The sequence below is a fragment of the Flammeovirga sp. SJP92 genome, assembly GCF_001583495.1.
Classification (GTDB): Bacteria; Bacteroidota; Bacteroidia; order Cytophagales; family Flammeovirgaceae; genus Flammeovirga.
In genome coordinates this window covers 56,934-81,816 of sequence record NZ_LQAQ01000060.1, presented here as the reverse complement: position 1 = coordinate 81,816, position 24,883 = coordinate 56,934, and the positions used below count along the sequence as shown (strand labels likewise).

Here is a 24,883-nt window from a genome sequence, read left to right as displayed (position 1 = left end):
AAAAGAAACATATAACAGGAAGATTATAACATAAATAAGCCTGATTGGAATACAATTTCTAGTCAGGCTTTATTGTTTTTGACTTAGCACTTAGAAAAAATAATTTCATTTTTTTTGACCAAAGCTGTGTCTTTTTCAAACTTCCCCACACTACATAGGTGAAAACAGTTTAAAACTTAAAATAATATCACTTATGAAAGACATCAAAATTTTACATCAAGCATGTTGTGGCGTTAATCCTCGAATCAGAAAACAAATTGAAAGACTGGCTTCTGAAAACAATATGGAGGTGATGATTACAGATATCACAGACATGATGGAAACCATGCAATTCGGGACAACAGAATTCCCTTCTCTAGTAGTGGATGGTAAAGTAATCAACTACAGACAGAAAAATTCTGATGCTGAAATTATTGAAGTGTTGAATGCTTAATGTTCAGGCGAAATGGAGAGTTTATTAATAAAAGTAGCCGACTATCTCGTATATGAGTTAGTCGGTTTAAGACCGGAGACTACAATGGGAAGTGCCTTGCATTATTTCTTGGTGGGTACTACACATATTATCCTTTTAGTTGTGATCATCACTTATCTGATGGGGATTATCCAAAGTTATTTACCACTCAATAAAATCAGAGCTTATTTGGAACGTAATAAAAAGTTTGGAGTAGGGAATATTCTAGCGTCTACTTTAGGGGCTGTCACTCCATTCTGTTCCTGTTCTTCTATTCCTTTGTTTGTGGGAATGATGCAGTCAAGAATTCCGCTAGGCATTGCGTTGTCTTTTCTGATTACTTCACCTTTGGTTAATGAAGTGGCGATCGCTTTGTTTTTAGTCACATATGGTGTGAAATTCACAGTGATTTATGTGCTTTTCGGAATTCTATTAGGAGTCATAGGAGGTATAGTATTGGATAAACTAGGGATGTCAAAATATGTAGCGGATTGGGTACAGAACTTGGCAGAAACGCATGCAGTAGAAGAGCATGACACAAGATCTTTAAAAGAGCGTATGCCTGAAATTCACTCAGAAACTGTACAGACTTTAAAGAAACTGATCCCTTATATTCTAGTTGGTTTGGCTATTGGTTCTTTTATTCACGGATTTGTACCTGCTTCTTTTTTCGAAAAATACATTAACGCAGATAATCCTTTTGCAGTGCCAATTGCAGTTGTTGCAGCTATACCATTGTACATTGATGCAGTAGGAATTTTGCCTGTGATAGATACCTTAATTGCCAAAGGAGTACCAATGGGAACCGCTATTGCTTTTATGATGGGTGCTGTTGGTTTATCCTTGCCAGAAGCTTTGTTATTGAAAAAGGTGATGAAAAAACAGCTAATTATCACTTTCTTTTCCACTATAGGTTTAGGGATGATTTTCGCTGGCTATTTCTTCAATATGATGTTTGGGTAAAACGCTGAAAGGTAAATGTAATCAGGTAAGATGAGTAAAAAAAATGGTTTGTATTTTGGTTCAAATGAATGGTATCTTCACTGACCGCAATACAAACCACATCTAATGTGAGTTACTTCTATTAAAATCAATCTCGTTCTTGCTCCAAACTAATCTTAATCTGTTCTTTGTCGGTACAACTATCATTGATAGTACAATGCACGAAATTCCCTTTAGCATCATATTCAATTATACAACACTGATGGAAGAGTTCGAGTAATTTCTTCCTTCCTCTTTGTACTCTCATCTTAGTAGCAGAAAGGCTTATTTTCAGTCTTTCTGCTATTTCCTTTTGAGGGATACCGTCAATATCTGCCCATCTTAGCGGTTTTGCATATTCTTCAGGGAGCAAACCAATCATAGAAATAATATAATCAGCCACATCTGATTCCTCTTCCGTTTCATCAAAAAAAGCATTCTCATCTTCTATTGAATCGGTATTGATTTTTTGAGATTGATAATAACGGTAGATTACATTCCTCGCCACTTGAAAAAGCCAGGCTTTTATATTATTAATTTCCGCAGGTTTTTCACAAGCAACAGAAAGTTGAAACATCACTTCTTGAGTAAGATCTTCCACATCTTCTTGATTGCCCACCTTTTTATGAATAAAACTTTTGATATAATTGTAATAATCATGAACAATTTCATTCATATTACTGCAAGACTTCGAACTCATAATCTATCTTTATTTTAGTAGGCTTCCCACCAACGGTGAGCAGGATAAGAAACACTGTCATTGACAACAAATGTTTCTCCAATTTGTGGAGTAGTAATAGGCATACCCAATGATTTGGCTGCTTTGGTAACTCTTACCACAGGGTCCGTCCAAGAGTGCAATGCCAAAGTGAAGGCTCCCCAGTGTACAGGCATCATAATTTTTGCATTAAGGTCAACGGCTCCTTGAGCAGATTCTTCGGGCATCATGTGAATCAGTGCCCATTTGTCGTTGTACTGCCCGCATTCCATTAAAGCCAGATCAAAAGGACCGTATTTTTGACCAATTTCTTTAAAGTGATCCGCATAACCACCATCGCCACTGAAATAGATGTTCTCGTGTTTTCCTTGAACAATCCACGATCCCCATAGTGTTTTATTACGGTCGGTGATTCCTCTGCCTGAAAAGTGTCTTGAAGGAGTAAATACTAATTTCAGTTCTTTATAATTTTGAGAGTCCCACCAGTTCATTTCATGAATTTTTGATGCTGGAATACCCCATGCTCTAAAGTGGGCACCAACACCAAGTGGTACGAAGAAAGCACTGACTTTATCTTTCAATTTCTCAATAGATTCGTAATCCAAGTGATCATAATGATCATGAGAAATGATAACAACATCAATATTTGGCATTTCATCTACTTCCAACGGAAGTTCTTTGCTGTATCGGGGTTCTCCAAGCCAAGGATGTGGAGCGGCTACTTGTCCGAACATTGGATCAACCAAAATATTTTTATTATCTATTTCTAATAAAAAAGCAGAATGTCCAAACCAGGTTACTTTAGTAAGTGTATCTTCTTGAAGAATGGCTTCAGCTGTAATTTTAATAGGCGGTATATCTTTTGAAGGACGGCCATTTTGAACACCTTCTGCAAACTCTTTCAGAGTAGCCCATAAGTTGGAAAGGCTCATATCCATATTGGTTTCGACCAGATTGAAAAATTCACCTTCACTATAATGTCCTGATTTCTCGTATCGACGAATATCCGATTCTGAATGAGATCCACCGAATTGAGGACTGAATGTTAAAAAACCAAAACCAATGGCTATAATGATGAAGACAATGGAGAAAATGAAAAGAAGAAACTTTTTAAACATAAAGTTTTATTTTGAAAAATTACTTAAAATCTAAAATATGATCGGAATTGTCAGGGTTAGAATATATTTACAAATCACGATCGAATAAGCAGTTGATAAAAACTGTTATTTCATTATTGCAAAGTAGGGGAAAAAGGGAGAATTTCAGAAAGAACATTAAAAAAAACATCTGTTGTCTAAAATCGTTCAAAAAACACCGATAACAAATGTGAATACAATGTTAAGGACTGTTTGGGATAGATCTTTAAAAAAGAGTATCAACGACACTAAATAGGTGTTATTAGCAAATGTTAGCTTAATGTTGTTCCCATTTTTACTTTCTAATATTAACTTAATGTGACATATTTTTACTTTAACAATTGTTTAGGAGTTAAATTAAAACAAAATAAAAGTTGGTGAAATTACTTATGGTTGATAATAATATTCTCTTAACATGTTGTAGGCAGTTTAATAATATGTCTAAATCCCTGTATTACAATTTTAACTTCTATATAGATTTATGCTAAATTACCTGCTCCTAACATTCAACTTCTTGCTTTTACATTTTTTCACGCACACCTTTGTAGGGTCCTCACAAAAAATGAGTCGCTAATAATTAAATTACTAAACTAAATATCTGAATTATTAAACTTCTTCGCGTTATATTATCCTTATTGGTGGTAGGAGGTGTTTTGAATGCTTGTGTCTCTGAAGTAAGTTTTCCAACTGCTCCTGTCGGTTATGATGACACTTTAGTAGAATGTCTGACTATTGATGCTTCTGATGAAACATTGGAAGTAGTGACATGGAATATTGAACATTTTCCAAAACATGAAGAAACTTCTGGAATCGTAAACGCTACAATTTCTGAGAGCGATTATGATCTATGGGGTATTCAAGAAGTGGAGAATATTGGTACAATCAAACAAGTATCTCAAGTTAATGAAGCGTATTCTATATTGGTAGATAACGACATAGCAAAAGGGGTGAATAGAGACTATCATCTGGCTTATGTTTACAATAACCAACGATTGGAAGTTCTAGAAAGCCAGGTTTTAGCGTCTGGAGATTTCGAAAGCTATTTTTTTCCAAGAAGACCTTTGTTAGCTAAATTCCTCAATAAGGTAAACAATCAGACTTTTTACGTGATAAATATTCACCTGAAGTGTTGTGGTGGCAACACCAACGAATACAGAAGGGAAGAAGCAAGTAAAAGATTACAAAACTACATTGATTCTAATTTGAATAACGAGCATGTAATCGTGTTAGGAGATTTCAATGAAGAGATTTACCCAACTTCATCATCGTCTTTTAAAAACTTTATTGACGATAGCGAAAACTACATGTTTTCAAATATGGATCAAGCCAAAAGTGACAATTCATTAGATAAATCTTACCCGAATTGGTGGCCAAATGGAAGCCATATCGACCATATTCTGATTACTAATGAATGGTTTAATCAATTTCAGCAATCCTATACGTTAGCACTGGATCAATGTTCGATTTACTTTGATGATAAAGTAAGTGACCACCGCCCAGTTATGACGGTATTTAGGAATTGATTCTGTTTATTCTAAACAATTATGAAACAACTTACAATCCTCTTTTTTTTAATAGCATTTCCTCTAGTCCTCCAAGCACAGAAAAATGACTACAAAGTGTATTCTGTGGCGTTTTACAACATGGAGAATTTATTTGACACCTTGCATGATGAAGGTAAAAATGATTATCAATACCTGCCGGACGGTGATTACAAATGGACCGGTCAGAAGTATTTGGACAAACAGAAAAGAATGTCTACTATCATTGCTAAATTAGGTAAAGATGTAACAAAGCAAGCTCCTTTAGTAGTGGGTTTGGCAGAGATTGAGAATAGAAATGTTCTGAATGATTTGGTGAACACTCCAAAATTGAAGGGAGAAAACTATGGTATTGCACATATTGAAGGTCCTGATAAAAGGGGTGTAGATGTGGCATTACTTTACAAGCAAGACCTATTGAAAGTCAACAAAGTTTCTGCAAGAGACCTTAGAATCAAAGAAACTTATGCAGGTGACAACTGGGAGTTCAAATCAAGAAATCAGTTGATTGTAGAAGCTGAATTAGAAGGAGAACCTATCGTATTTTTAGTCAATCACTGGCCTTCACGAGCAGCTAAATCACCATATAGAGAAGAGGCTGGCAAACTACAACGTAGCATTATTGATTCACTAAGAAAAGAACACCCTGGTATCAAATGTGTTACAATGGGTGACTTCAATGATGATCCAACCAATAAATCTATCAGAAAAGCATTGGGTGCAGTAGGGGATGAAAAAGAGTTGACAGAAGATGCTTACCTATTCAATCCTTTCTACAAGATGTATAAAAAAGGCTTAGGGACGCTAGCTTACAGAGATAGCTGGAACTTATTTGATCAAATTATTTTTACCAAAGAGTTCAAAAACAAAAAAGAAGGCTGGTTCTTCTGGAAGGCTGAAATCTGCAGTTACCCTGAGTTGAAAAATAAAGAAGGAAGATACAAAGGATATCCTTTCAGATCATTCAATGGAGGTTATTCTGATCACTTCCCAGTCGTAATCTATTTATTAAAACAAGCAAATTCCAACTCCTCAAAATAATAATGAAACACTTTTTTACTTTACTTCTAATGAGTTTTGCTGTGGTTACTTTCGCACAGGAAAATTTCATCAAGGGGACCGTATTGTCTGGCGAAACTGACATTCCAATGGTAGCAATACAAGTGGAGGTCAATGGCAGTAAGTTTTTGACAAATGACAAAGGTATTTTTTCTATACCTTCAGAGATTGTCAGTGAAGGAACACAAATCCATATCTTATTAGACGGCTATTACCAAATAGACGCTTTATTGGAAGACAATATGGTGATCAAACTATTTGCTGAAACGGATGAAGCAAGTACTATTGCATTGTCAATGACAGATTTAGACATTGATGGTGATGACTCTCAATCTACACCTGGTTTACTATTCTCATCTGGAGATGCTTACAGTTCAATTGCAGGTTTTGCATGGGGACCATACTGGTTCAGACAAAGAGGTTACAACTCAAGCTACATGAAAGTATACTTTGATGGTATTGATATGGCTTCTCCAGAGAGAGGTTATGCATCATGGTCGCTTTGGGGTGGTTTGAATGATGTAACTAGAAACAAAGAAGTAACAACTTCTTCACAGCCTATTGATTTTGACTTTGGTGATATTGGAGGTTCTACTAATATTATTTCTGATCCTTCAAGCCAGAAAGAAGGTTTTAAAGCAGTGTATTCATTGGGTAATGGTAATTACACCAATAGAGTAATGCTTACGTACAGCACAGGTTTAAGTGATAATGGCTGGGCATTTACTTTTTCAGGTTCAAGAAGATGGGGTGAAGAAGGATATGTTGAAGGTACATGGACAGATGTTTGGGCAGGATTTTTCAGTGCTGAAAAAAGATTTAGTGATAATCATAAATTAGTATTTACATCATTTGTAGCACCAAGAACGGTGGGACAAAACCTTGCTACGACTAAAGAAGCGTATGACTTGAAAGGTTCTAACTACTATAACCCTTCATGGGGCTGGCAAGATGGTAAAAAGCGTAATTCAAGAGAGAAAACAACTATCTCTCCTCAGTTTATCTTAAAGGATACTTGGAATATCAATGAGAAATTAACATTGAGAACATCTGCAGGCTATCAAATGGGTAAAGAAAAGAGAACGGCATTGAACTGGTACGATGCTCCAGATCCTCGTCCTGATTACTACCGTTATTTACCTTCGTTCCAATATGATCAAGGAAACATTGCAGCAGGTGATTATGTAACAGAACAATGGAAAAACGGTAACTTCGGTCAGATCAACTGGGACCACATGTACAATGTGAACCGCAACAACCCAACGACAGTACCTGTAGATTGGTCTAACCCAGGTGGAGAAACGTATACTGGCAACAGATCACATTATATCATTGAAGGTAGACACAACGACTACCACAGAATTGATGTGAACCCAACGTTGATGTTCAAAGCCAACGAGACCTTGGATATCATCACAGGTGTACAATACCAGTACTACCAAGGAAACAATTACAATACAGTAGATGATCTTTTAGGTGGTGACTATTGGTTGGATATTGACAACTTTGCAGACAGAGATTTTGTTGAGCGTGAAAAATCAATCAACAACCTTAATGATTCTACTTGGATCAGAGGTGAAGGAGATAGAATTGGTCACGATTATACATCACACATCCAAACTGCTGGATGGTGGGGTCATGTGAAAAAGACGTTCAAGAAGGGTTCTGTATATGTAGGCGGTAATATTACGCATACAAGCATGTACAGAGACAGTCATAGAAGAAAAGGTCTTTTCCCTGATAACTCTTATGGAAAATCAGAAGTATTAGACTTCTTAGATTACGGAGTAAAAGTAGGTGGTGAATATTTTGTGAACGGTAGAAATGTATTTACAGCAAATGCAACGGCTTACACACAAGCCCCTTACTTTATTGATGCATTCACTTCATTGAGAACACGTAATGAAACTGTGGATGGATTATCATCCTCAAATGTTACTTCAGGTGACATTAACTATTACTACAGAGGTGAGAAATTAAAAATTAGAGCAACTGGTTTTTATACTCAAATCTCAGACTTGACAAAAGTGATTTCTTACTTTGATGATGGTGCAAATGCATTTATGAACTATGCATTGACAGGAATCGGACAAAATCACACAGGTGTTGAATTGGGTATGTCATACAACATTACTCAAGAGTTGAGAATTAGAGGTGCGGCTACTTATGCGTCATACCTTTACAATGCAAATCCATATGCAACAGCAACTGTGGATAACAACTCTGAGGTATTGATTGAAAATGAAAAAGTATATTACAATGGTCGCCACGTTGGAGGATCTCCAGAGATTGCAGGAACTATTGGTATTGAATATTGGTCGAAAAAATACTGGAATGTAGGTATTCAAGTAAACTTCTTAGGTGATCGTTATGTGACGTTGAACCCTGTCAGATATACAGACAGAGCGGTGGATGGTGTAGAAAAAGGTACAGAAGAGTACTACAGTATCTTGCATCAAGAGAAAATGGATGATGCCTTTACAGTGGATATTTTTGCAGGAAAGAGCTGGAAATTTAATAACAAACTTCTTCGTTTAAACTTAAATGTTAACAATGCTCTAAATAATGAGAACATTGCAACGACAGGTTTCCAGCAGTATCGTTTTGATTTCCAAGGACAAAATCCTGAAAAATTCCCTAACAAGTATTATTACGCTCAAGGAATAAGAGCCTTCTTAAACCTTAGTTTGAGCTTCTAAAAGCAAAGTATAAAGGTGCCCTTCGGGGTGCCTCTCATATACGTGTCCTAATTTTTTCTAATAATTAAAGCCTTTCATTAAACATTTTTTTTACTGCAATGAAAACGCAAAGAATCAACAAAGTTTTACAATTTTTATTAATTAGTAGCTTTATTTCAATGGCCTTCTTCGGCTGTACAAAAGAAGATGAAATCGACGGTCCAGGTACTGATCCTGAAGTACCAAGTGATGTTGAAGTAAACAGCACAATTGCTGACGTATTGGCAATGTACGAAAGCAACAAGGATGGCGATGACGACTTTTTCCAAGTAACTGAAGAATTGACTTTCGCAGGTACTGTAATTTCTTCTGATGAGACTGGAAACGTATACAAGTACATCACTGTACAAGACGAAGCAGGTAATGGTATTCAAGTGAAATTAAACGCTACAAACCTTTACCAATCATTCCCTCAAGGTCGTAAAGTAGCGATCAAAGCTGAGGATATGTACATCGGTAACTACGGTGGTTTAGTTCAGTTAGGTGGTTTATACAATGACGCTTTAGGTAGCATTGAAGAAGACGCTATTGCAAATCACGTATTCTTGCAAGAAGGTGAAGCGGCTTTGCCAACTCCAACTACAATTGATTTAGACGCACTTCCTGAAAACATTGGTGACCTTTACAACACTTTAGTGAAAGTGACTGGCGTTCAGTTCGCTCAAGAAGGTGTAGAATTTGCTAGCCAAGAAAACAATAGCACAAACTTAGATTTAGTGAACAAGAATGGTGAGTCAATCATTTTAAGATCATCTAAGTACGCTACATTTGCTGGTGAAACTGTTCCATCAAAAAGCGGTGATATCACTGCAATCTTAACAGTATTCAACGGTACTTTACAATTAACTTTAGTAAACTTAGAAGACATCGACTTCAATAATGATCGTTTCGAAATTGAAATCAACTTAGACGGTGAAGGTACTTTAGAAAACCCTTACTCAATCAGCGATGTGAAAAAATTAGGCAGCGCACAAGGTGTTTGGGTGAAAGGTTTCATCATCGGTTCAGTAAATGGTGGTTCATTAGAAAATGATTTCGTACCAGGTGCTGCTGACAACTCATCAGCTTCAAACGTAATCATTGCTGCAGGCGCAGATATTGCTGACGCTACTTTAGGTGTTCCAGTTCAATTGTCAAGTGGATCTGCTATCAGAGAAGCAGTAAACTTAAAAGACAATCCAGAAAACGCTAAAAAAGAAATCTGGATCTTCGGTAACATCGAAACTTACTTCAATGTTCCTGGTTTAAAAAGTACTACAAAATACTCTTTTGATGGTGAAGACGAAGGTGAAGTACCTGTTGAAGATCCTGACTTTGATGGTGCAGGTTCAGATATCAACGGTTCAGACTTAACTGAAACTACAATCAACTTCTCTACTTACAACGTAGCTTCTTTTGCTGCATGGTCAGCATCAAATAATGTAGCTACTGTAAACGGATACGGTAAGCAAGGTTCTTCAGAGTCATGGATGATCACTAAAGAAGCTTTAACACTAGAAGGAACTTCATTCACAAACGCTAGATTAATCGTAAAGGAGACTTTAAAATACTTCTCTAAGTTTGATGATGTTCAAATCTTAGGTTCATCAGATTACACAGGTACTGGTAACCCTAATGATGCTACTTGGACAGCTCTTACTTCTGACGAGGATAGAAACCAAGGTGGAGACAACTTATTAAACTTCGCTTTTGACGGTGCTCAATATATTGCATTCAGATATACTGCAGCTGACGGTTCAAGTGCTGGTTCAATGCAATGGGATGTTGCTTCGGTAACAATTGGTGATAAAGAAGAGGAAGAGGAGCACGAATTCCCTGCTCCAGGTGAAAACTACTTAACTAATGGTGGATTTGAAACTTGGGTAGATGGTCTTCCTGCTAACTGGAGCAGAACTTCAGGTGTTGATCCAGTTTTAGAAACTGCTGACGTTTTTGAAGGAAATAGCGCTGCCAAATTAGATGGTAAAAGCTACATCGAGCAAGAATTCAAAGTTCAGCCAGGTAAAACTTATGTTGTTTCTTTCCAATACAAAGTAACAACTGTAGATGAAAACTCAGGAAACACAATTAGACCTTGGTCTAACTTCAAAACATCTACTGGTTCAGCTACTGGTGATGACTGGAAGCCAAATGAGTACTTAGCAAACAACGCTGAGTGGACTGAAGCTTCAATTGAATTAGTTGCTCCTGCAGACGCATCAACTTTCAATTACTCAATCAGAGCATACAGAGGTGTTACTATCATTGATGACGTAAAATTCATCGAAAAACAATAATATCTAAGATGTATTAATCTCAATTCACTGAAATTGATACAGCTCTCCCCACAAAAGCTCGCAACTTTTGTGGGGAACTAAAACTAGAAAACTCCATCATGAGCGTTACAAAGTGAGCGGAGTCCAAAATCCTCTAAAATTCATATTAACTTATTCGATGAAACAGTTTATTTTAAATAAATCTTTTATCACGCTATTTTTTAGTGTACTATTATTTGGATGTGTAGACAAGAACTACAACGATCCTGAAAACAAAGAAGTTGAGCCACTTCCTGAAGGCACTGCAACCATGACAATTGCGGAGTTAAAAGCACTTCATTCTGGAAGAGATAACGATACAACATCAATTCCTGAAAATACAATTATTGTTGGTCAAGTTATTTCTGATGATGAAGCAGGTAACATTTACAAGGAATTGTACTTACAAGATAAAACAGGTGGTATCTTAATCCGTTTGGATATTGCTCCAATTTATCCTCAGTTCCGTTTCGGACAAGAAGTAGCTGTTATTTGTGACAGGTTAGTATTAGGTTCTTATGGCGGAAATGTACAATTGGGTATTCCAAGCCTTTATAATGGATCTCCAGCGGCAGGCCGTGTACCAGGTCCATTGGTAGAGCAATATATGTATTCAGGTGAAGTTGCTGAATCTGTGACAACTGTTGATGCTACTGTAAAGGAAATTTTTGATGCACCAGAGAGCTATGTTGGAAGAAGAGTAAGGATTTCAAATATTTCAGGCAGAGACGGTAAAGTACCGTTTGCAGTTAAAGACCAGACTACAAACAGAAATTTCAATGATGATTCAGGAAGTTCAAGAAGCATCATTATGAGAAACAGTGGTTATGCAGATTTTGCGGAAGAGATCATTCCTCAAGGTGCAGGTACAGTAACTGCCATTGTATCGATTTTCAACGGTACTCCTCAATTATATATCAATAATCCTGAAGTTGATTTTGTTGGTTTTGATGGTTCTGAAACGCAACCTCCAGTAGAAGGAACTCCTCCAACGGTAGTGACTTCATTGAATGAAGACTTTGAAGGATTTGCACAGTATGATGATTTCGCTCGTGAGGGGTGGAATAATATTACAGAAGAGGGAAGTCGTAAGTGGTTTATCAACGCTTTCAACGACAACAGCTATGCAAACATGACGGTATACAAAGCAGGTGAGAAAAGGAATGTGTGGTTAATTTCACCAATTCTTGATGTGGATGCCGCACAAAACAAAACGATCTCTTTTGAAACAAGACAAGAGTTTGCGGCAGGTGCAACATTAAAAGTATTTGTTTCTTCTGATTATGATGGAAGTAAAGCACCATCAGAATTTACATGGACTGAAATCACAGCTAAAATCAGCGATGATGGACAAGGTGGTTATGGTTCATGGACGAATTCAGGTGATATTGATTTATCTTCTTATGGCAATGTAGTTGTCGGATTCCAATTTGATGGAGAAGAGAATGTAAATGACGGTGGTTATTCTATCGATAATTTCAAATTCAACCAATAAAGACGAAAGGGGTTTGTTGATCGCCTAATTCAATAAACCCTGCTCATCCATTTTAATAAACTAAGCAAATGAAAAAAAACAATTTTCAATTCCTACTCTTATTATCCCTTTTATCCATTTCAATTTGGAGTTGTGAGAAGGAAGATCAGGAAACGGTTGAAATTCCTGTAGAAGATGAAAATGTAGTAGCAAGAATCAATGAGAAATTCTTCGGAAACCAATACGATCAATTAGAGATTGAAGGATGGACAAACTACAAGACGAGAGGTAGAGGAGGATTCCAATACCAAAGCCATTATTCTAATCCATCTTATGCCAATATCACTGTATATAATACTGGTGAAGAGCGTAGAACTTGGTTAATCACTCCAAAATTGGATGTTAGAAACGCAGAAGACAAAACCATCTCGTTTGATACCCGTCAGGAATATGATGCAGGAGTAGTATTTAAAGTAATGGTTTCTCCAGACTATGACGGCGAAGCAGCTCCTGAAGAATATACTTGGGAAGAATTAAAGGTTACAATTAGTGAAGATGGTAAAACAGGATATGGTTCATGGGTAAACTCAGGAAAAGTTGATCTTGCTTCATATGGTAATGTGAGCGTTGCTTTCTATTACGAAGGTGATGAGAGAGTAGTAAGTGGCGGGTATTCTATTGATAATTTCATTTTCAATGATGATGGAAAAGAGGAGCCAGTAGATCCAAGCGATTACTATAAAAATGCAGAAGGATTAGAGGGCTATGAATTGAAATCTGCTTTGGCATCAATTACAACCACTGGTCACGAATGGATCGACTATGGTGATCTTTGGACATTGTACCATACATCGGATGACAAGTATCAAAAATCAGAAATCATCTGGGACATGTACAGCGACATTCCTGATCCAAACAATCCTACTGTACCTGACGGGGTACAACCAGGAGAATATGAATACCAGATTACAATTGACCAATGTGGGCAGTCGGGTAGTGGAGAAGGTCACTGCTACAACCGAGAGCACGTAATTCCACAAAGCTGGTTTGATAAAAAATCACCAATGGTAGCAGATGCACACCATATTGTTCCAGTAGATGCTTACGTAAACACAATGAGATCAAACAATCCTTTCGGTATCGTGGGCAATGCATCATGGACATCAATCAATGGTTCAAAACTAGGAAGCGGTACTGCTGAGTCTGGTTACACAGGTAAAGTATTTGAACCAATTGATGAGTACAAAGGTGACTTTGCAAGAATGTACTTATACATGGCCACTCGTTATGAAAGCCAAATCGGTTCTTGGGTAAATAATGGTCAAGCGGGAACTGTTTTAGATGGTTCTTCAAACAAAGTATACCAAGACTGGTACTTGAAATTAATGCTGGAGTGGCACAATGCTGACCCAGTTTCAGATAAAGAAATTGACAGAAACGAACAGATCTTTGAATTGCAGAGAAATAGAAATCCATTCATTGATCATCCAGAATACGCCAACATGATTTGGGGAGATGTAGTACAATAATCTACAATTGAATTAACCCTAAATGTATTAATTCAACTACAACTTAATTAAACCAAACATGTTGAGCAGTAAACCGATTTGTTTCGGTTTGCTGTAAAAGATCTAATTATTAGAGGACTGTTGGTTTAGAGACTTACTCCGTATGGGGTAAGTCTCTTTTTATTTCGACTTTTTGGGGAATATAGTACTATACGAAATGTAATGAATTTGTGTTTGTAAAATCATGCTCTTTCAAACCTATTTGTACCTCAAATCCTTGATTTATTGTTTCGCTTTTGTGATTAGAAAAATAGGAAGAAGAAGGAAGATTTGAAGTAGAACATTGAAGGTTTATTGAATCGTAATTTAATAGTTGAAGGGAGCCTAGTATATGATTATATCAACCGTGAAGGATATTATAGAAAAGTGCAAGTCGCAAAACGAAAAATGTCGAATAACAATGTTAATTCAACGTTTTTATATGAACCCCATGTCACATATTTTAAACTTAACAAATGTTTGCAAATATATCATTTGTAAAATAAATTAAATGTATTTTTATTTTTTACTTGTATAAAATATTGTTGATAACAATTATTATGTTTCTCAACACAGATTAGTCGAGTTTTATTTTTCAATTGTTAATGTAAACTTAAAATAAATTGCACTCTCCTAACACTGACCCTCTTGCATTTGCAGTTTTTCAACTCCACATTTGTAATGCTCTCTTTCTAAATGAGTTGCTAACTGATTTTTTTATTTAACTAAATATTTAAACTATTAAACTTCTTTCTACAATATTGTCCTCTTTAATTGCTGGAAGTGTTTTAAATGCGTGTGTTTCTGAAGTAAGTCTACCAACTGCTCCAGTAGAATATGATGACACTCTAGTCGAATGTTTGAATGTCAATGCTTCAGATGAGACGCTGGAAGTGTTGACATGGAACATAGAAAACTTTCCGAAGCGTGATGAAACAGCTGGTTTGGTAAACGCTACAATCGTTAATAGTAATTATGATTTATGGGGAATTCAGGAAATCGAAGAGGAAGGAACTCTTCGACTGTTAAGTCAAAATAGTCCAAATTATTCGGTGCTCATTGACGATGACATTGCCAGAAATGTAAATAATGACTTCCACTTGGGTTTTGTTTATAACAACGAACGCCTTGAAGTTCTTGAACGTCAAATTTTAGCATCAGGTGATTTTGAAAGTTATTATTTTCCTAGAAGACCTTTGTTGGTTAAATTTTTAAATAAGGTCAACAATCAAACATTTTACGTAATCAATATCCATCTGAAATGTTGTAGTGGCAACACAAATGAAAATAGAAGAACAGAAGCAAGCAATAGATTACAAAAGTATATTGATTTAAATTTAAATAATGAATATGTAATTGTGTTAGGTGATTTCAATGAAGAAATTTATCCAACGACCTCATCGTCGTTTTATAACTTTATTGAAGACGCTGACAATTATATTTTTTCAGATATGGATCAAGCCAAAAGTGATAGTTCATTAAAGAAGTCTTACCCAAGCTGGAGACCCAATGGAAGTCATATTGACCATATTTTGATGACCAATGAATGGTTTAATCAATTTCAACAATCCTATACTCTCACTTTGGATCAATGCTCCTCGTCCTTTGATGCACAAGTAAGTGATCACCGTCCTGTCATGACGGTATTTAGGAACTGATTATGTTTACACTCTAATAATTATGAAACAACTAGCAATCCTCTTATTTTTTATTATTACACCGCTCGCTCTTCAAGCACAGAAAAACGACTACAAAGTGTATTCGGTAGCGTTTTATAACATGGAGAATTTGTTTGATACCTTACATGATGAAGGTAAAAAAGATTATGAATATCTTCCTGATGGTGACCGTAAATGGACCGGTCAGAAGTATTGGGACAAGCAAAAGAACATGTCTACTATTATTGCTAAATTAGGGAAAGATGTCACTAAAAAAGCTCCGCTAGCCATTGGTTTGGCAGAAATTGAAAACAAAAATGTCTTAAATGATCTCATCAATACACCCGTTTTAAAGGATGAGAACTATGGTATTGCACATATTGAAGGTCCTGATAATAGAGGGATTGATGTCGCTTTACTTTATAAAAAAGATATATTGAAAATCAATAAGGTATCTGCCAGAGATCTTCGAATCAAAGAAACCTATGCAGGCGATAACTGGGAATTCAAGTCTAGAAATCAATTGATTGTAGAAGCGGAACTCGAAGGAGAATCTATTGTATTTTTGGTCAATCACTGGCCTTCCCGCAGGTCCGGTTCAAGTTACAGAGAAGCGGCAGGAAAACTCCAACGAAACATCATTGATTCCTTAAGAAGTGAGCATTCTGGCATTAAGTGTATTACAATGGGCGATTACAATGATGATCCCTCAAACAAATCCATTAAAAAAGAATTAGGTGCAGTAGGTGATATCAGTAACCTGACTGAAAAAGCATATCTCTACAATCCTTTTTACAAAATGTATAAAAAAGGTTTGGGTACCTTAGCTTATAGAGACAGCTGGAACTTATTTGATCAAATTATTTTCACCAAAGAATTTACAGCCAAAAACAAAGGCTGGTTCTTTTGGAAAGCTGAGATCTGTAGTTATCCTGAACTGAAAAACAAAGAAGGAAGGTATAAAGGGTATCCTCGCAGAACTTACTCTGGTGGTTATTCTGATCACTTTCCAGTCGTAATCTATTTATTAAAACAAGCAAATTCCAACTCCTCAAAATAATAATGAAACATTTTTTTACTTTACTACTTTTGAGTTTTGCTGTGCTAACTTTCGCACAGGAAAAATTCATTTCTGGAACAGTATTGTCTGGAGAAACAAACGCTCCAATGGTGGCAGTACAGGTAGAGGTCAATGGCAGTAAATATTTGACTAACGATAAAGGTATTTTCTCAATACCAACAACTCTTGTAACAGAAGGAACACAAATTCATATTTTGTTGGACGGTTATTACCAAATTGATGCTCTTTTGGAAGAAAATATGGTGATAAAATTGGTACAAGAAACAGATGAAGCAAGTACCATAGCATTGTCGATGACAGATTTGGATATGGATAATGATGAATCACAGTCCACTCCAGGGTTGTTATTTTCTTCTGGAGACGCTTACAGTTCTGTGGCAGGTTTTGCCTGGGGACCTTATTGGTTCAGACAAAGAGGGTACAATTCAACCTATATGAAGGTCTATTTTGATGGAATTGATATGGCATCGCCAGAAAGAGGTTATGCATATTGGTCACTTTGGGGTGGATTGAATGATGTGATTAGAAATAAAGAAGTAACAACTTCTATACAGCCTATTGATTTTGACTTTGGAGATATTGGAGGTTCTACCAACATTATTTCGGACCCATCAAGCCAAAAAACAGGCTTTAAAGGTGTTTATTCATTGGGTAATGGAAATTATAAGCACAGAGTCATGCTTACTTACAGTACTGGCTTGATGGATAATGGTTGGGCTTTCACCGTTTCAGGCTCAAAAAGATGGGCAGATGAAGGTTATGCAGAAGGTACTTGGACAGATCTGTGGGCAGGTTTTGTGAGTGTAGAAAAGCGATTCAGTGACAGACACAAAATGGTATTTACATCTTTTGTAGCACCGAGAAAAGCAGGTTTGCAGTTGCCGACAGTGAGAGAAGCTTTAGAACTGAAGGATACTAATTATTATAACCCCGCATGGGGCTGGCAAGATGGAGAGAAACGTAACTCAAGAGTGAAAACAGTGGTGTCGCCACAGTTCATCTTAAAAGACACTTGGAATATCAATGAGAAATTGACATTCAAAGCATCTCTTGGTTATACAATGGGTTCAGAGACAAGAACAGCATTAAACTGGTACGACTCACCAGATCCTCGCCCTGATTATTACCGTTACCTGCCTTCTTTCTTCTATAATGAAGGAACCGACGTAGGAGATCAAATTGGTGATAAAGTGAAAGAGTTGTGGCAAAACGGGACATTTGGGCAAATCAACTGGGATCACATGTACAATACTAACCGTGAGAATTCTACTACTGTGCCAGTAAGCTGGAAACATCCGAATGGCGAACTATATACTGGAAATAGATCACATTATATTATTGAAGGTAGACACCTTGACTACCATAGAATTGATGTGAATCCTACTTTTATGTTCAAGGCTAATGAGACTTTAGATATCGTTACAGGTTTACAGTATCAATATTATGAAGGCAATAATTACAATACAGTAGAAGATCTTTTAGGTGGAGACTTCTGGCTAGACATTGACAACTTTGCTGAAAGAGATTATGCTGAACTTGAAAAGGCCATCAACAACTTGAATGATTCTACTTGGATCAGAAAAGAAGGAGACAGAATAGGACATGATTACACTGCTCATATTCAAACTGCAGGATGGTGGGGTCAGGTAAAAAAGACCTTTGATAAAGGATCAGTTTATGTAGGTGGTAATGTGACACAAACAAGCATGTACAGAGACAGTAAACGTAAGAAAGGTCTTTTCCCTGAAACTTCTTATGGGAAATCAGAAGAGTTGAACTTCCTTGATTTTGGTATTAAAGTGGGTGGAGAATACTTCTTAAATGGTAGAAATGTCTTTACTGTAAATGCGACTTCTTATACTAAAGCTCCTTTATTTATTGATTCATTCTTGTCGTTGAGAACGCGTAATGAAACGGTGGATGGTTTATCTTCTTCTAAAGTAATGTCAGGGGATATTAACTATTACTACAGAGGTGAAAAGCTGAAGGTAAGAGCGACAGGTTTTTATACACAAATTTCTGATTTAGCAAAAGTGATTTCATATTTCGATGATGGTCAAAATGCATTTATGAACTATGCACTTACCGGAATCGGAGAGGATCATGCAGGTGTTGAACTAGGGTTGTCTTATAATATCACAAGTGAATTAAGAGTGAAAGCGGCTGGTACTTATGCTTCTTACTTATACAATGCGAACCCTTATGCTACAGCTACTGTAGATAACAATTCAATCATTTTTATTGAGAACGAAAAAGTATTCTACCAAGGTAGAAAAGTAGGTGCATCTCCTGAAGTAGCAGGAACAATTGGTATAGAATATTGGTCAAAGAAATATTGGAATGTAGGTTTTCAGGTGAACTTCTTAGGAGATCGATATGTGACTTTGAATCCTGTTAGATATACAGACAGAGCCGTGGAAGGTATTGATAAAGGAAGTGAAGAATACAATGCCATTTTACATCAGGAGAAATTACCAGATGCATTTATAGTAGATATTTTTGCAGGAAAAAGCTGGAAGTTTGACAACAAATTTCTTCAGGTCAACTTGAATGTCAACAATGCTTTGAATAACCAAAACATTGCAACAACAGGTTTCCAGCAATACCGATTTGACTTCCAAGGGCAGAACCCTGAAAAATTCCCTAACAAATACTATTACGCTCAAGGTTTAAGAGCTTTCTTAAATATGAGTTTAAGATTCTAAAAATTAATGAACGAGGTGCTCTCTGGAGTGCCTCACCTTTATACATTTTCTCTTTTTTTTAATCTAAAACAAGCATTTCATTAAACATTTTTATCACAATGAAAACGCAAACTGTCAAAAAAGCTCTTCAATTACTACTAATTGGTAGCTTTATTACAATGGCTTTCTTAGGCTGTACAAGCAAGGAAGTTGAAGGACCTGGACAAGATCCAGAGGATCCGGATGCAATTGAAACGACGCATAGTATCAAAGAGTTAATCGCCATGTACGATGATTCGGAGATGATGCAAATAACACAGGAAGTAGTGATTAAAGGTACTGTGATTTCTTCTGATGAGGAAGGTAACGTGTACAAGTACATCACAATACAAGATGAAGAAGGGACGGGTATTCAAGTGAAATTAAACAGACAAAACTTGTATCTTGATTTTGCTCAGGGACAAGAAGTTGTTGTCAAAGCAGAAGATTTGTATTTAGGTCAGTATGGTGGCTTAATGCAGTTGGGAGGCTTATATGAAGGAAGTTTGGGAAATATCGATGAAGATGATATTGACAATCATATCATAGCAGGAGAGAAAGGTGAAATGCCAACTCCAACTGTTATTGATTTGAATAACCTTCCATCTAATCTTTCAGACCTTTACAATACTTGGGTGACGGTAAAGAACATTCAGTTTGTAGATAAAGATTCTACTTATGCAGATGTATCAGAAGGAGCATTTAGTGCAACAAATCGTAATCTTACTAACGTTGAAGGTAAATCAATCATAGTAAGAAACTCAAAATTTGCCGATTTCGCAGGAGAGACAATGCCGTCGGGTTCGGGTGAAGTTTCTGCTATTCTTACGGTTTATAATGGAGCAAATCAATTGACGCTGAACTCTACAGCTGATGTGAACCTTAGCGGAGCAAGATTTGAAGTGAAAGAAGGTGAAATCAGCGAGGCTTACACTGTGGCTGAAGCTCAAAAAGCACAAGGTGAGACTAAGAAATGGGTAAAAGGTTATATCATAGGAACTATTAATGGCAAATCATTGGATGATTTCAACTTAGGAACGGCTAATGCTTCAGGAACTAACTTGGTGATTGCTGATTCAAAAGACGAGACAGATGTGAAAAATGGTATGCCAGTTCAATTACCTACTGGTTTTGTAAGGGAGTCATTGAATATTGCTTCTAATGGAGAATTAATTGGCGTAATGGTTTGGTTGAAAGGTGACTTAGAGCCTTATTTCTCAGCACCTGGCTTAAAAGAAACATCATTATTCTCTTTTGATGGAGAAACGATTGAAGGAGAAGATACACCTGATAAACCTGATACAGTAGAAGGTGCAGGTCCTGATATTTTAGGTGCTCACCTTACAAATACAAGTATTGATTTCAGTGTTTGGAATGAAAGTGCATCAACAGCTTTCTGGTTTGCATCAAATGGTAATGCCTATGTAAATGCCTACAACCAAGACCCTACAACTTCATGGATGATCACAAAGACTGCAGTTGATATTTCAGGCATGAGTACTGCTTATTTAACAGTAGAAGAGAAATTCAATTTCTTTACTTCAGCAGAAGATGCTCAAGTGATGGTGTCAACGGATTATTCTGGTACTGGAGATCCTAAAACAGCGACTTGGAAAGCTTTAGAGGCTCAATCAGAAAGAGCAAGCAATGGAGAGTTTACTTCTCAATTTATTCTTGAAGAAAATGCTTACGTTGCTTTTGTATATAACGGAACAGGAGAGAAGGTGATGTCATGGAACGTCTATACAGTAGAAGTTTCTGATGAAGAAATTGAAGGTCCTGAAAAACCAGAAGCAGAAGGTAGTGGTACTTTAGAAGATGCTTATAACGTAACGGCAGCTCAAGACAACCAAGATGCAGAAGGTGAGCATTGGGTGAAAGGTATTATTGTCGGATCATTTAACAATGGATTCCAAGCTGGTGCTGATAACGCATCGGAGTTCAATTTATTGATTGCCGTAAACAGTGACGAAACTGCCACTCAAAATATGGTATGTGTTCAACTTCCTGGTGGGTTTGTAAGAGAATCATTGAATTTAGTGGCTAACCCTGCATTGGCTGGTACTCCAATTTGGGTAGAAGGTTCTTTGGAATTGTATAATCAATTACCCGGTGTAAAAGGAGTAGCTCAATTCTCATTTGATGGAGAAAATATTGAAGGAGATGATGATACAGAAGAGCCAACAACTGTTGAAGGTGCAGGTCCAGAAATTTTAGGTTCTAGCTTAACCAATACAACGATTGATTTCACGGTTTGGAATGAGAGTAAATCAGCCGCTTACTGGTCTGCATCAAATGGCAGTGCTTATGTGAATGCTTACAATAAAGATGCTACGGTTTCATGGATGATTACAAAGTCAGCTGTTGAAGTAGCAGAAGGTACAACTTCTTATATCACAATTACTGAAAAATTACAGTACTTCACTGCTGAAGAAGATATTCAAATAATGGTTTCTAAAGATTACGAAGGAACTGGAGATCCTAAAGCAGCAACATGGCAAGCCGTAAGTGCTCAGGTAGCGAGAGAAGCTGAAGGTGATTATACATCTCAATTCCCTATTGAAGAAACAGCATATGTAGCGTTTGTATATGATGGAACTGGAGAGAAGGTAATGTCTTGGAATATCTCTACAGTTGAAGTGAAGGAAGAGGAAGTGGATACTCCAGAAAAACCAGCGGCAGAAGGTGATGGAACACTTGAAAATGCCTATAATGTAACAGCCGCTCAAGACAATCAAGAAGCTGAAGGAGCAAAGTGGGTGAAAGGTATGATTATCGGTACTTTTGATAATGGTGTTCAGTTAGGAACTGACAATGCATCAGAATTTAACTTGGTTATTGCAGTAAATGCAGATGAAACTTCTACTCAAAATATGCTTACAGTACAGCTTCCTAGCGGTTTTGTAAGAGCTTCTTTAAACTTAGTTGAGAATGCAGCTTTATTAGGAACTTCAATTTGGTTAGAGGGAACATTAGAAACTTACAATGGCTTACCGGGTGTGAAGTCTGTAGAGAAATTCTCTTTTGACGGTGAAAAAGTTGAAATAGAAGAGGAAGCACCAACTGTACAAGGAGCAGGTCCTGAAATCTTAGGTTCTAGTTTAACAAATACAGCCATCGATTTTACAGTTTGGAATGAGAACGAATCAGCAGCTTATTGGGCATTAGTTGATGGAAATGCTGTTGTAAATGCCTACAATCAAGACCCGACGATTTCATGGATGATAACAAAGTCAGCAGTTCAAATTTCCAACGATGCTGTTCGATTCTTAACTATTAAGGAGAAGTTAAGTTTCTTTACTTCAGAGTCAGATGTTCAAGTAATGGTCTCAAAAGATTATGAAGGAACTGGAGATCCTAAAACAGCATTATGGACACCTGTTGCAGCACAAACTGCAAGAGAGGCAGATGGTGATTTTACATCACAATTTAAATTAGAAGAAACAGTGTATGTAGCCTTTGTTTACAATGGCACAGGAGAGTCCGTAATGTCATGGGGAATTAACTCTGTTGAGGTTTCTGATGAAGAAATTGAAGCTCCAGTTCGACCTGCTGCAGAAGGTACAGGTATTTTAACGGATGCTTATAATGTAACAGCCGCTCAAGACAATCAAGATGCAGAAGGTAACAAGTGGGTGAAAGGTATCATTGTAGGAACTTATGATAATGGAGTGAAGCTAGGTGCTGATAATGCTGTAGCAACTAACTTGTTGATTGCGGTAAATGCTGGAGAAACAGCTTCAACTAATATGTTATCGGTTCAATTACCAGATGGTTTTGTAAGAACTTCATTGAACTTGGTAGATAATCCAAACCTAGTAGGAACACAAGTTTGGTTAGAAGGATCTTTGGAAGCCTATTATGGTTTGGCAGGTTTGAAATCAGTAGCACAGTTCTCATTAGATGGAGCAACAATTGCTGAGCCAGAAGTACCAAACAATGCAGAAGGTACAGGTACTTTAGCAGATGCTTATAATGTACCAGCAGCACAAGCTACACAAGATGATTCTGAAGCTTGGGTGAAAGGTTATATCGTAGGATCGATGAACAGCAGTTTCGTACCAGGAGCATCAGGTGCATCAGGTTCAAATATTGTATTGGCATTGGCTGCTGATGAGACAGATCAGGCCAAGATTGTCACAGTTCAGTTGCCATCAGGTTTTATCAGAGATGAATTGAACTTAAATGAAAATCCTGATAAAATGAATACATTAGTTTGGGTAAAGGGTACGTTAGAAGCTTATTTTGGTTTGCCAGGAATAAAAGGAGTTAATTCATTCTCTTATGACGGAGCTACTGAAGAAGAAGAAAAAGTAGAGGAATTTGAGGGTGTAGGGACACCAATCAATGGAACAGACTTGACAGGGACTTCAATTGACTTTACAACTTATAACGAATTGAAAAGCCCAGTGATTTGGACGGCTGCATCAGGAAAAGCTTCAATCAATGCTTACCAGCAAGGAGAAGTGAAATCATGGTTGATTTCTAAAACGGCAGTTGATTTCTCAGCTTTCACAACTCCTCGTTTATACTTGACAGAAGTAATCAAATTCTCTCAAGGGTTTGAAACAATAAAAGTTGTCTACTCTTCTGACTACAGTGACAATCCAACTACTGCAACTTGGAATGAATTCTCAGTAGAAGAAACACGTGCGGCAACTGGAGGTGAAGATAAAAATGCCTTTGTAGCAGATGGATTGGGTGCTGTATATATTGCATTCCAATACACAGCAGATGCCTCTGACAATGCAACAGGATGGGATATTGTAACTGTAGTTGCAAGTGAAAAAGAAGATGATGAAACTCCAGTTGAACCAGCTGTTTCACCAGGTGTGAACCTAGGCGATGATTCAGTAAGTGGTTTCTCTGATTTGATTTTCACGGAATATATAGAAGGATCTTCAAACAACAAATACCTGGAAATTTTCAATGGTACAGGTGCTGAAGTTGATCTTTCAAATTACTCGGTGAAGGTAATGTCTAATGCAAACTTGGATTGGAATAGCAATACAGCATTGGAAGGAACTTTACCAAACGGAGCAACTTTCGTTATTCGTCATGGATCAGCGGCTATTACCCCTGACGGAGTGAATACATATGAAAGCAGTACTGCTTGTAACTTCAACGGAGACGATAGAGTAGGTTTATTCAATGGTGATAATGAAATCGACAGAATAGGTTATATCGACCTTACTGATCCATCTAATCCTGTTCGAGTAAACTTCGGTAAAGATGTGACTTTAGTTAGATCGGGTTCAGTAAGAGCTGGCGTTGTAGGTGATAATGATCCTACAACTAACGGTGAGTGGACTTCATTATCAAAAGATGATGTTTCGAGTCTAGGAGCTCATACTCCAGATCCAGTCAACTAATTCATTCAAATGATATTATCCCCGCAAAAGCTCGCAACTTTTGTGGGGAGCTATAGAAAGTGCTTCGCAGTGAGCGTTACAAAGCAGTTGAAGTACTCAACCTCTAATTT

General features: G+C 37.0%; 14 protein-coding genes. 12 read left to right on the top strand and 2 right to left on the bottom strand.

Translation table 11 applies throughout. The features are described 5' to 3' along the window. Positions 1-193: 193 nt before the first annotated feature. Together AVL50_RS12505 and AVL50_RS12500 are read left to right on the top strand one after the other, a co-directional pair. Positions 194-433, top strand: coding sequence for a thioredoxin family protein (locus AVL50_RS12505; protein ID WP_062616837.1), 240 nt, complete (start codon positions 194-196; stop codon positions 431-433). A 12-nt stretch (positions 434-445) separates the two neighbouring features. Further along, entirely contained in the window at positions 446-1,414 is a 969-nt protein-coding gene (locus AVL50_RS12500) for a permease (RefSeq protein WP_062616836.1), read from the top strand. Positions 1,415-1,541: 127 nt separating this feature from the next. On the opposite strand, the gene AVL50_RS12495 is transcribed toward AVL50_RS12500, so the two are convergent. Together AVL50_RS12495 and AVL50_RS12490 are read right to left on the bottom strand one after the other, a co-directional pair. Then, entirely contained in the window at positions 1,542-2,132 is a 591-nt protein-coding gene (locus tag AVL50_RS12495) for a sigma-70 family RNA polymerase sigma factor (protein ID WP_082795788.1), read from the bottom strand. Between the two features lie 14 nt (positions 2,133-2,146). Continuing rightward, positions 2,147-3,268 carry an MBL fold metallo-hydrolase gene (locus AVL50_RS12490; protein WP_062616834.1) on the bottom strand — a complete coding sequence of 374 codons (1,122 nt, stop codon included), beginning with the start codon at positions 3,266-3,268 and terminating at the stop codon, positions 2,147-2,149. A gap of 656 nt (positions 3,269-3,924) precedes the next feature. Between AVL50_RS12490 and AVL50_RS12485 the strand changes: the two genes are divergently transcribed. The 10 genes from AVL50_RS12485 to AVL50_RS12440 all read left to right on the top strand — a co-directional run bounded on the left by AVL50_RS12485 (position 3,925) and on the right by AVL50_RS12440 (position 24,773). Beyond that, positions 3,925-4,809, top strand: coding sequence for an endonuclease/exonuclease/phosphatase family protein (locus tag AVL50_RS12485; RefSeq protein WP_172826829.1), 885 nt, complete (start codon positions 3,925-3,927; stop codon positions 4,807-4,809). 21 nt (positions 4,810-4,830) lie between these two features. After that, a complete protein-coding gene (locus AVL50_RS12480) occupies positions 4,831-5,868 on the top strand; it encodes a hypothetical protein (RefSeq protein WP_062616832.1) in 1,038 nt (345 codons plus the stop codon). A gap of 2 nt (positions 5,869-5,870) precedes the next feature. Further along, a complete protein-coding gene (locus AVL50_RS12475) occupies positions 5,871-8,585 on the top strand; it encodes a hypothetical protein (RefSeq protein WP_157491313.1) in 2,715 nt (904 codons plus the stop codon). Positions 8,586-8,683: 98 nt separating this feature from the next. Then, the gene (locus tag AVL50_RS12470) at positions 8,684-10,900 is read left to right on the top strand and encodes a DUF5689 domain-containing protein (RefSeq protein ID WP_062616830.1); all 2,217 of its coding nucleotides are present in this window, start codon (positions 8,684-8,686) and stop codon (positions 10,898-10,900) included. Positions 10,901-11,057: 157 nt separating this feature from the next. After that, positions 11,058-12,413 (top strand): DUF5689 domain-containing protein, encoded by a 1,356-nt coding sequence (locus tag AVL50_RS12465; protein WP_062616829.1) that lies wholly within the window; start codon positions 11,058-11,060, stop codon positions 12,411-12,413. A gap of 68 nt (positions 12,414-12,481) precedes the next feature. Beyond that, the gene (locus AVL50_RS12460; protein ID WP_062616828.1) at positions 12,482-13,921 is read left to right on the top strand and encodes an endonuclease; all 1,440 of its coding nucleotides are present in this window, start codon (positions 12,482-12,484) and stop codon (positions 13,919-13,921) included. A gap of 779 nt (positions 13,922-14,700) precedes the next feature. Next, the gene (locus tag AVL50_RS12455; RefSeq protein ID WP_062616827.1) at positions 14,701-15,597 is read left to right on the top strand and encodes an endonuclease/exonuclease/phosphatase family protein; all 897 of its coding nucleotides are present in this window, start codon (positions 14,701-14,703) and stop codon (positions 15,595-15,597) included. Positions 15,598-15,619: 22 nt separating this feature from the next. After that, on the top strand, positions 15,620-16,657 hold the full coding sequence (locus tag AVL50_RS12450; protein ID WP_062616826.1) for a hypothetical protein: 1,038 nt from the start codon (positions 15,620-15,622) through the stop codon (positions 16,655-16,657). Between the two features lie 2 nt (positions 16,658-16,659). Next, positions 16,660-19,383, top strand: a complete 2,724-nt coding sequence (locus AVL50_RS12445; protein ID WP_062616825.1) for a TonB-dependent receptor — start codon at positions 16,660-16,662, stop codon at positions 19,381-19,383. A 98-nt stretch (positions 19,384-19,481) separates the two neighbouring features. Next, the gene (locus AVL50_RS12440; RefSeq protein ID WP_062616824.1) at positions 19,482-24,773 is read left to right on the top strand and encodes a DUF6359 domain-containing protein; all 5,292 of its coding nucleotides are present in this window, start codon (positions 19,482-19,484) and stop codon (positions 24,771-24,773) included. The last annotated feature ends 110 nt before the right edge of the window (positions 24,774-24,883 follow it).

Excerpts from the sequence above, each read along its gene's own strand:
- AVL50_RS12465 (WP_062616829.1), top strand. The coding sequence starts at position 11,058 with ATGAAACAGTTTATTTTAAATAAATCTTTTATCACGCTATTTTTTAGT.
- AVL50_RS12445 (WP_062616825.1), top strand. The coding sequence starts at position 16,660 with ATGAAACATTTTTTTACTTTACTACTTTTGAGTTTTGCTGTGCTAACT.
- AVL50_RS12500 (WP_062616836.1), top strand. The coding sequence starts at position 446 with ATGGAGAGTTTATTAATAAAAGTAGCCGACTATCTCGTATATGAGTTA.
- AVL50_RS12460 (WP_062616828.1), top strand. The coding sequence starts at position 12,482 with ATGAAAAAAAACAATTTTCAATTCCTACTCTTATTATCCCTTTTATCC.
- AVL50_RS12495 (WP_082795788.1), bottom strand. The coding sequence starts at position 2,132 with ATGAGTTCGAAGTCTTGCAGTAATATGAATGAAATTGTTCATGATTAT.
- AVL50_RS12505 (WP_062616837.1), top strand. The coding sequence starts at position 194 with ATGAAAGACATCAAAATTTTACATCAAGCATGTTGTGGCGTTAATCCT.
- AVL50_RS12450 (WP_062616826.1), top strand. The coding sequence starts at position 15,620 with ATGAAACAACTAGCAATCCTCTTATTTTTTATTATTACACCGCTCGCT.
- AVL50_RS12475 (WP_157491313.1), top strand. The coding sequence starts at position 5,871 with ATGAAACACTTTTTTACTTTACTTCTAATGAGTTTTGCTGTGGTTACT.
- AVL50_RS12470 (WP_062616830.1), top strand. The coding sequence starts at position 8,684 with ATGAAAACGCAAAGAATCAACAAAGTTTTACAATTTTTATTAATTAGT.
- AVL50_RS12480 (WP_062616832.1), top strand. The coding sequence starts at position 4,831 with ATGAAACAACTTACAATCCTCTTTTTTTTAATAGCATTTCCTCTAGTC.
- AVL50_RS12440 (WP_062616824.1), top strand. The coding sequence starts at position 19,482 with ATGAAAACGCAAACTGTCAAAAAAGCTCTTCAATTACTACTAATTGGT.
- AVL50_RS12490 (WP_062616834.1), bottom strand. The coding sequence starts at position 3,268 with ATGTTTAAAAAGTTTCTTCTTTTCATTTTCTCCATTGTCTTCATCATT.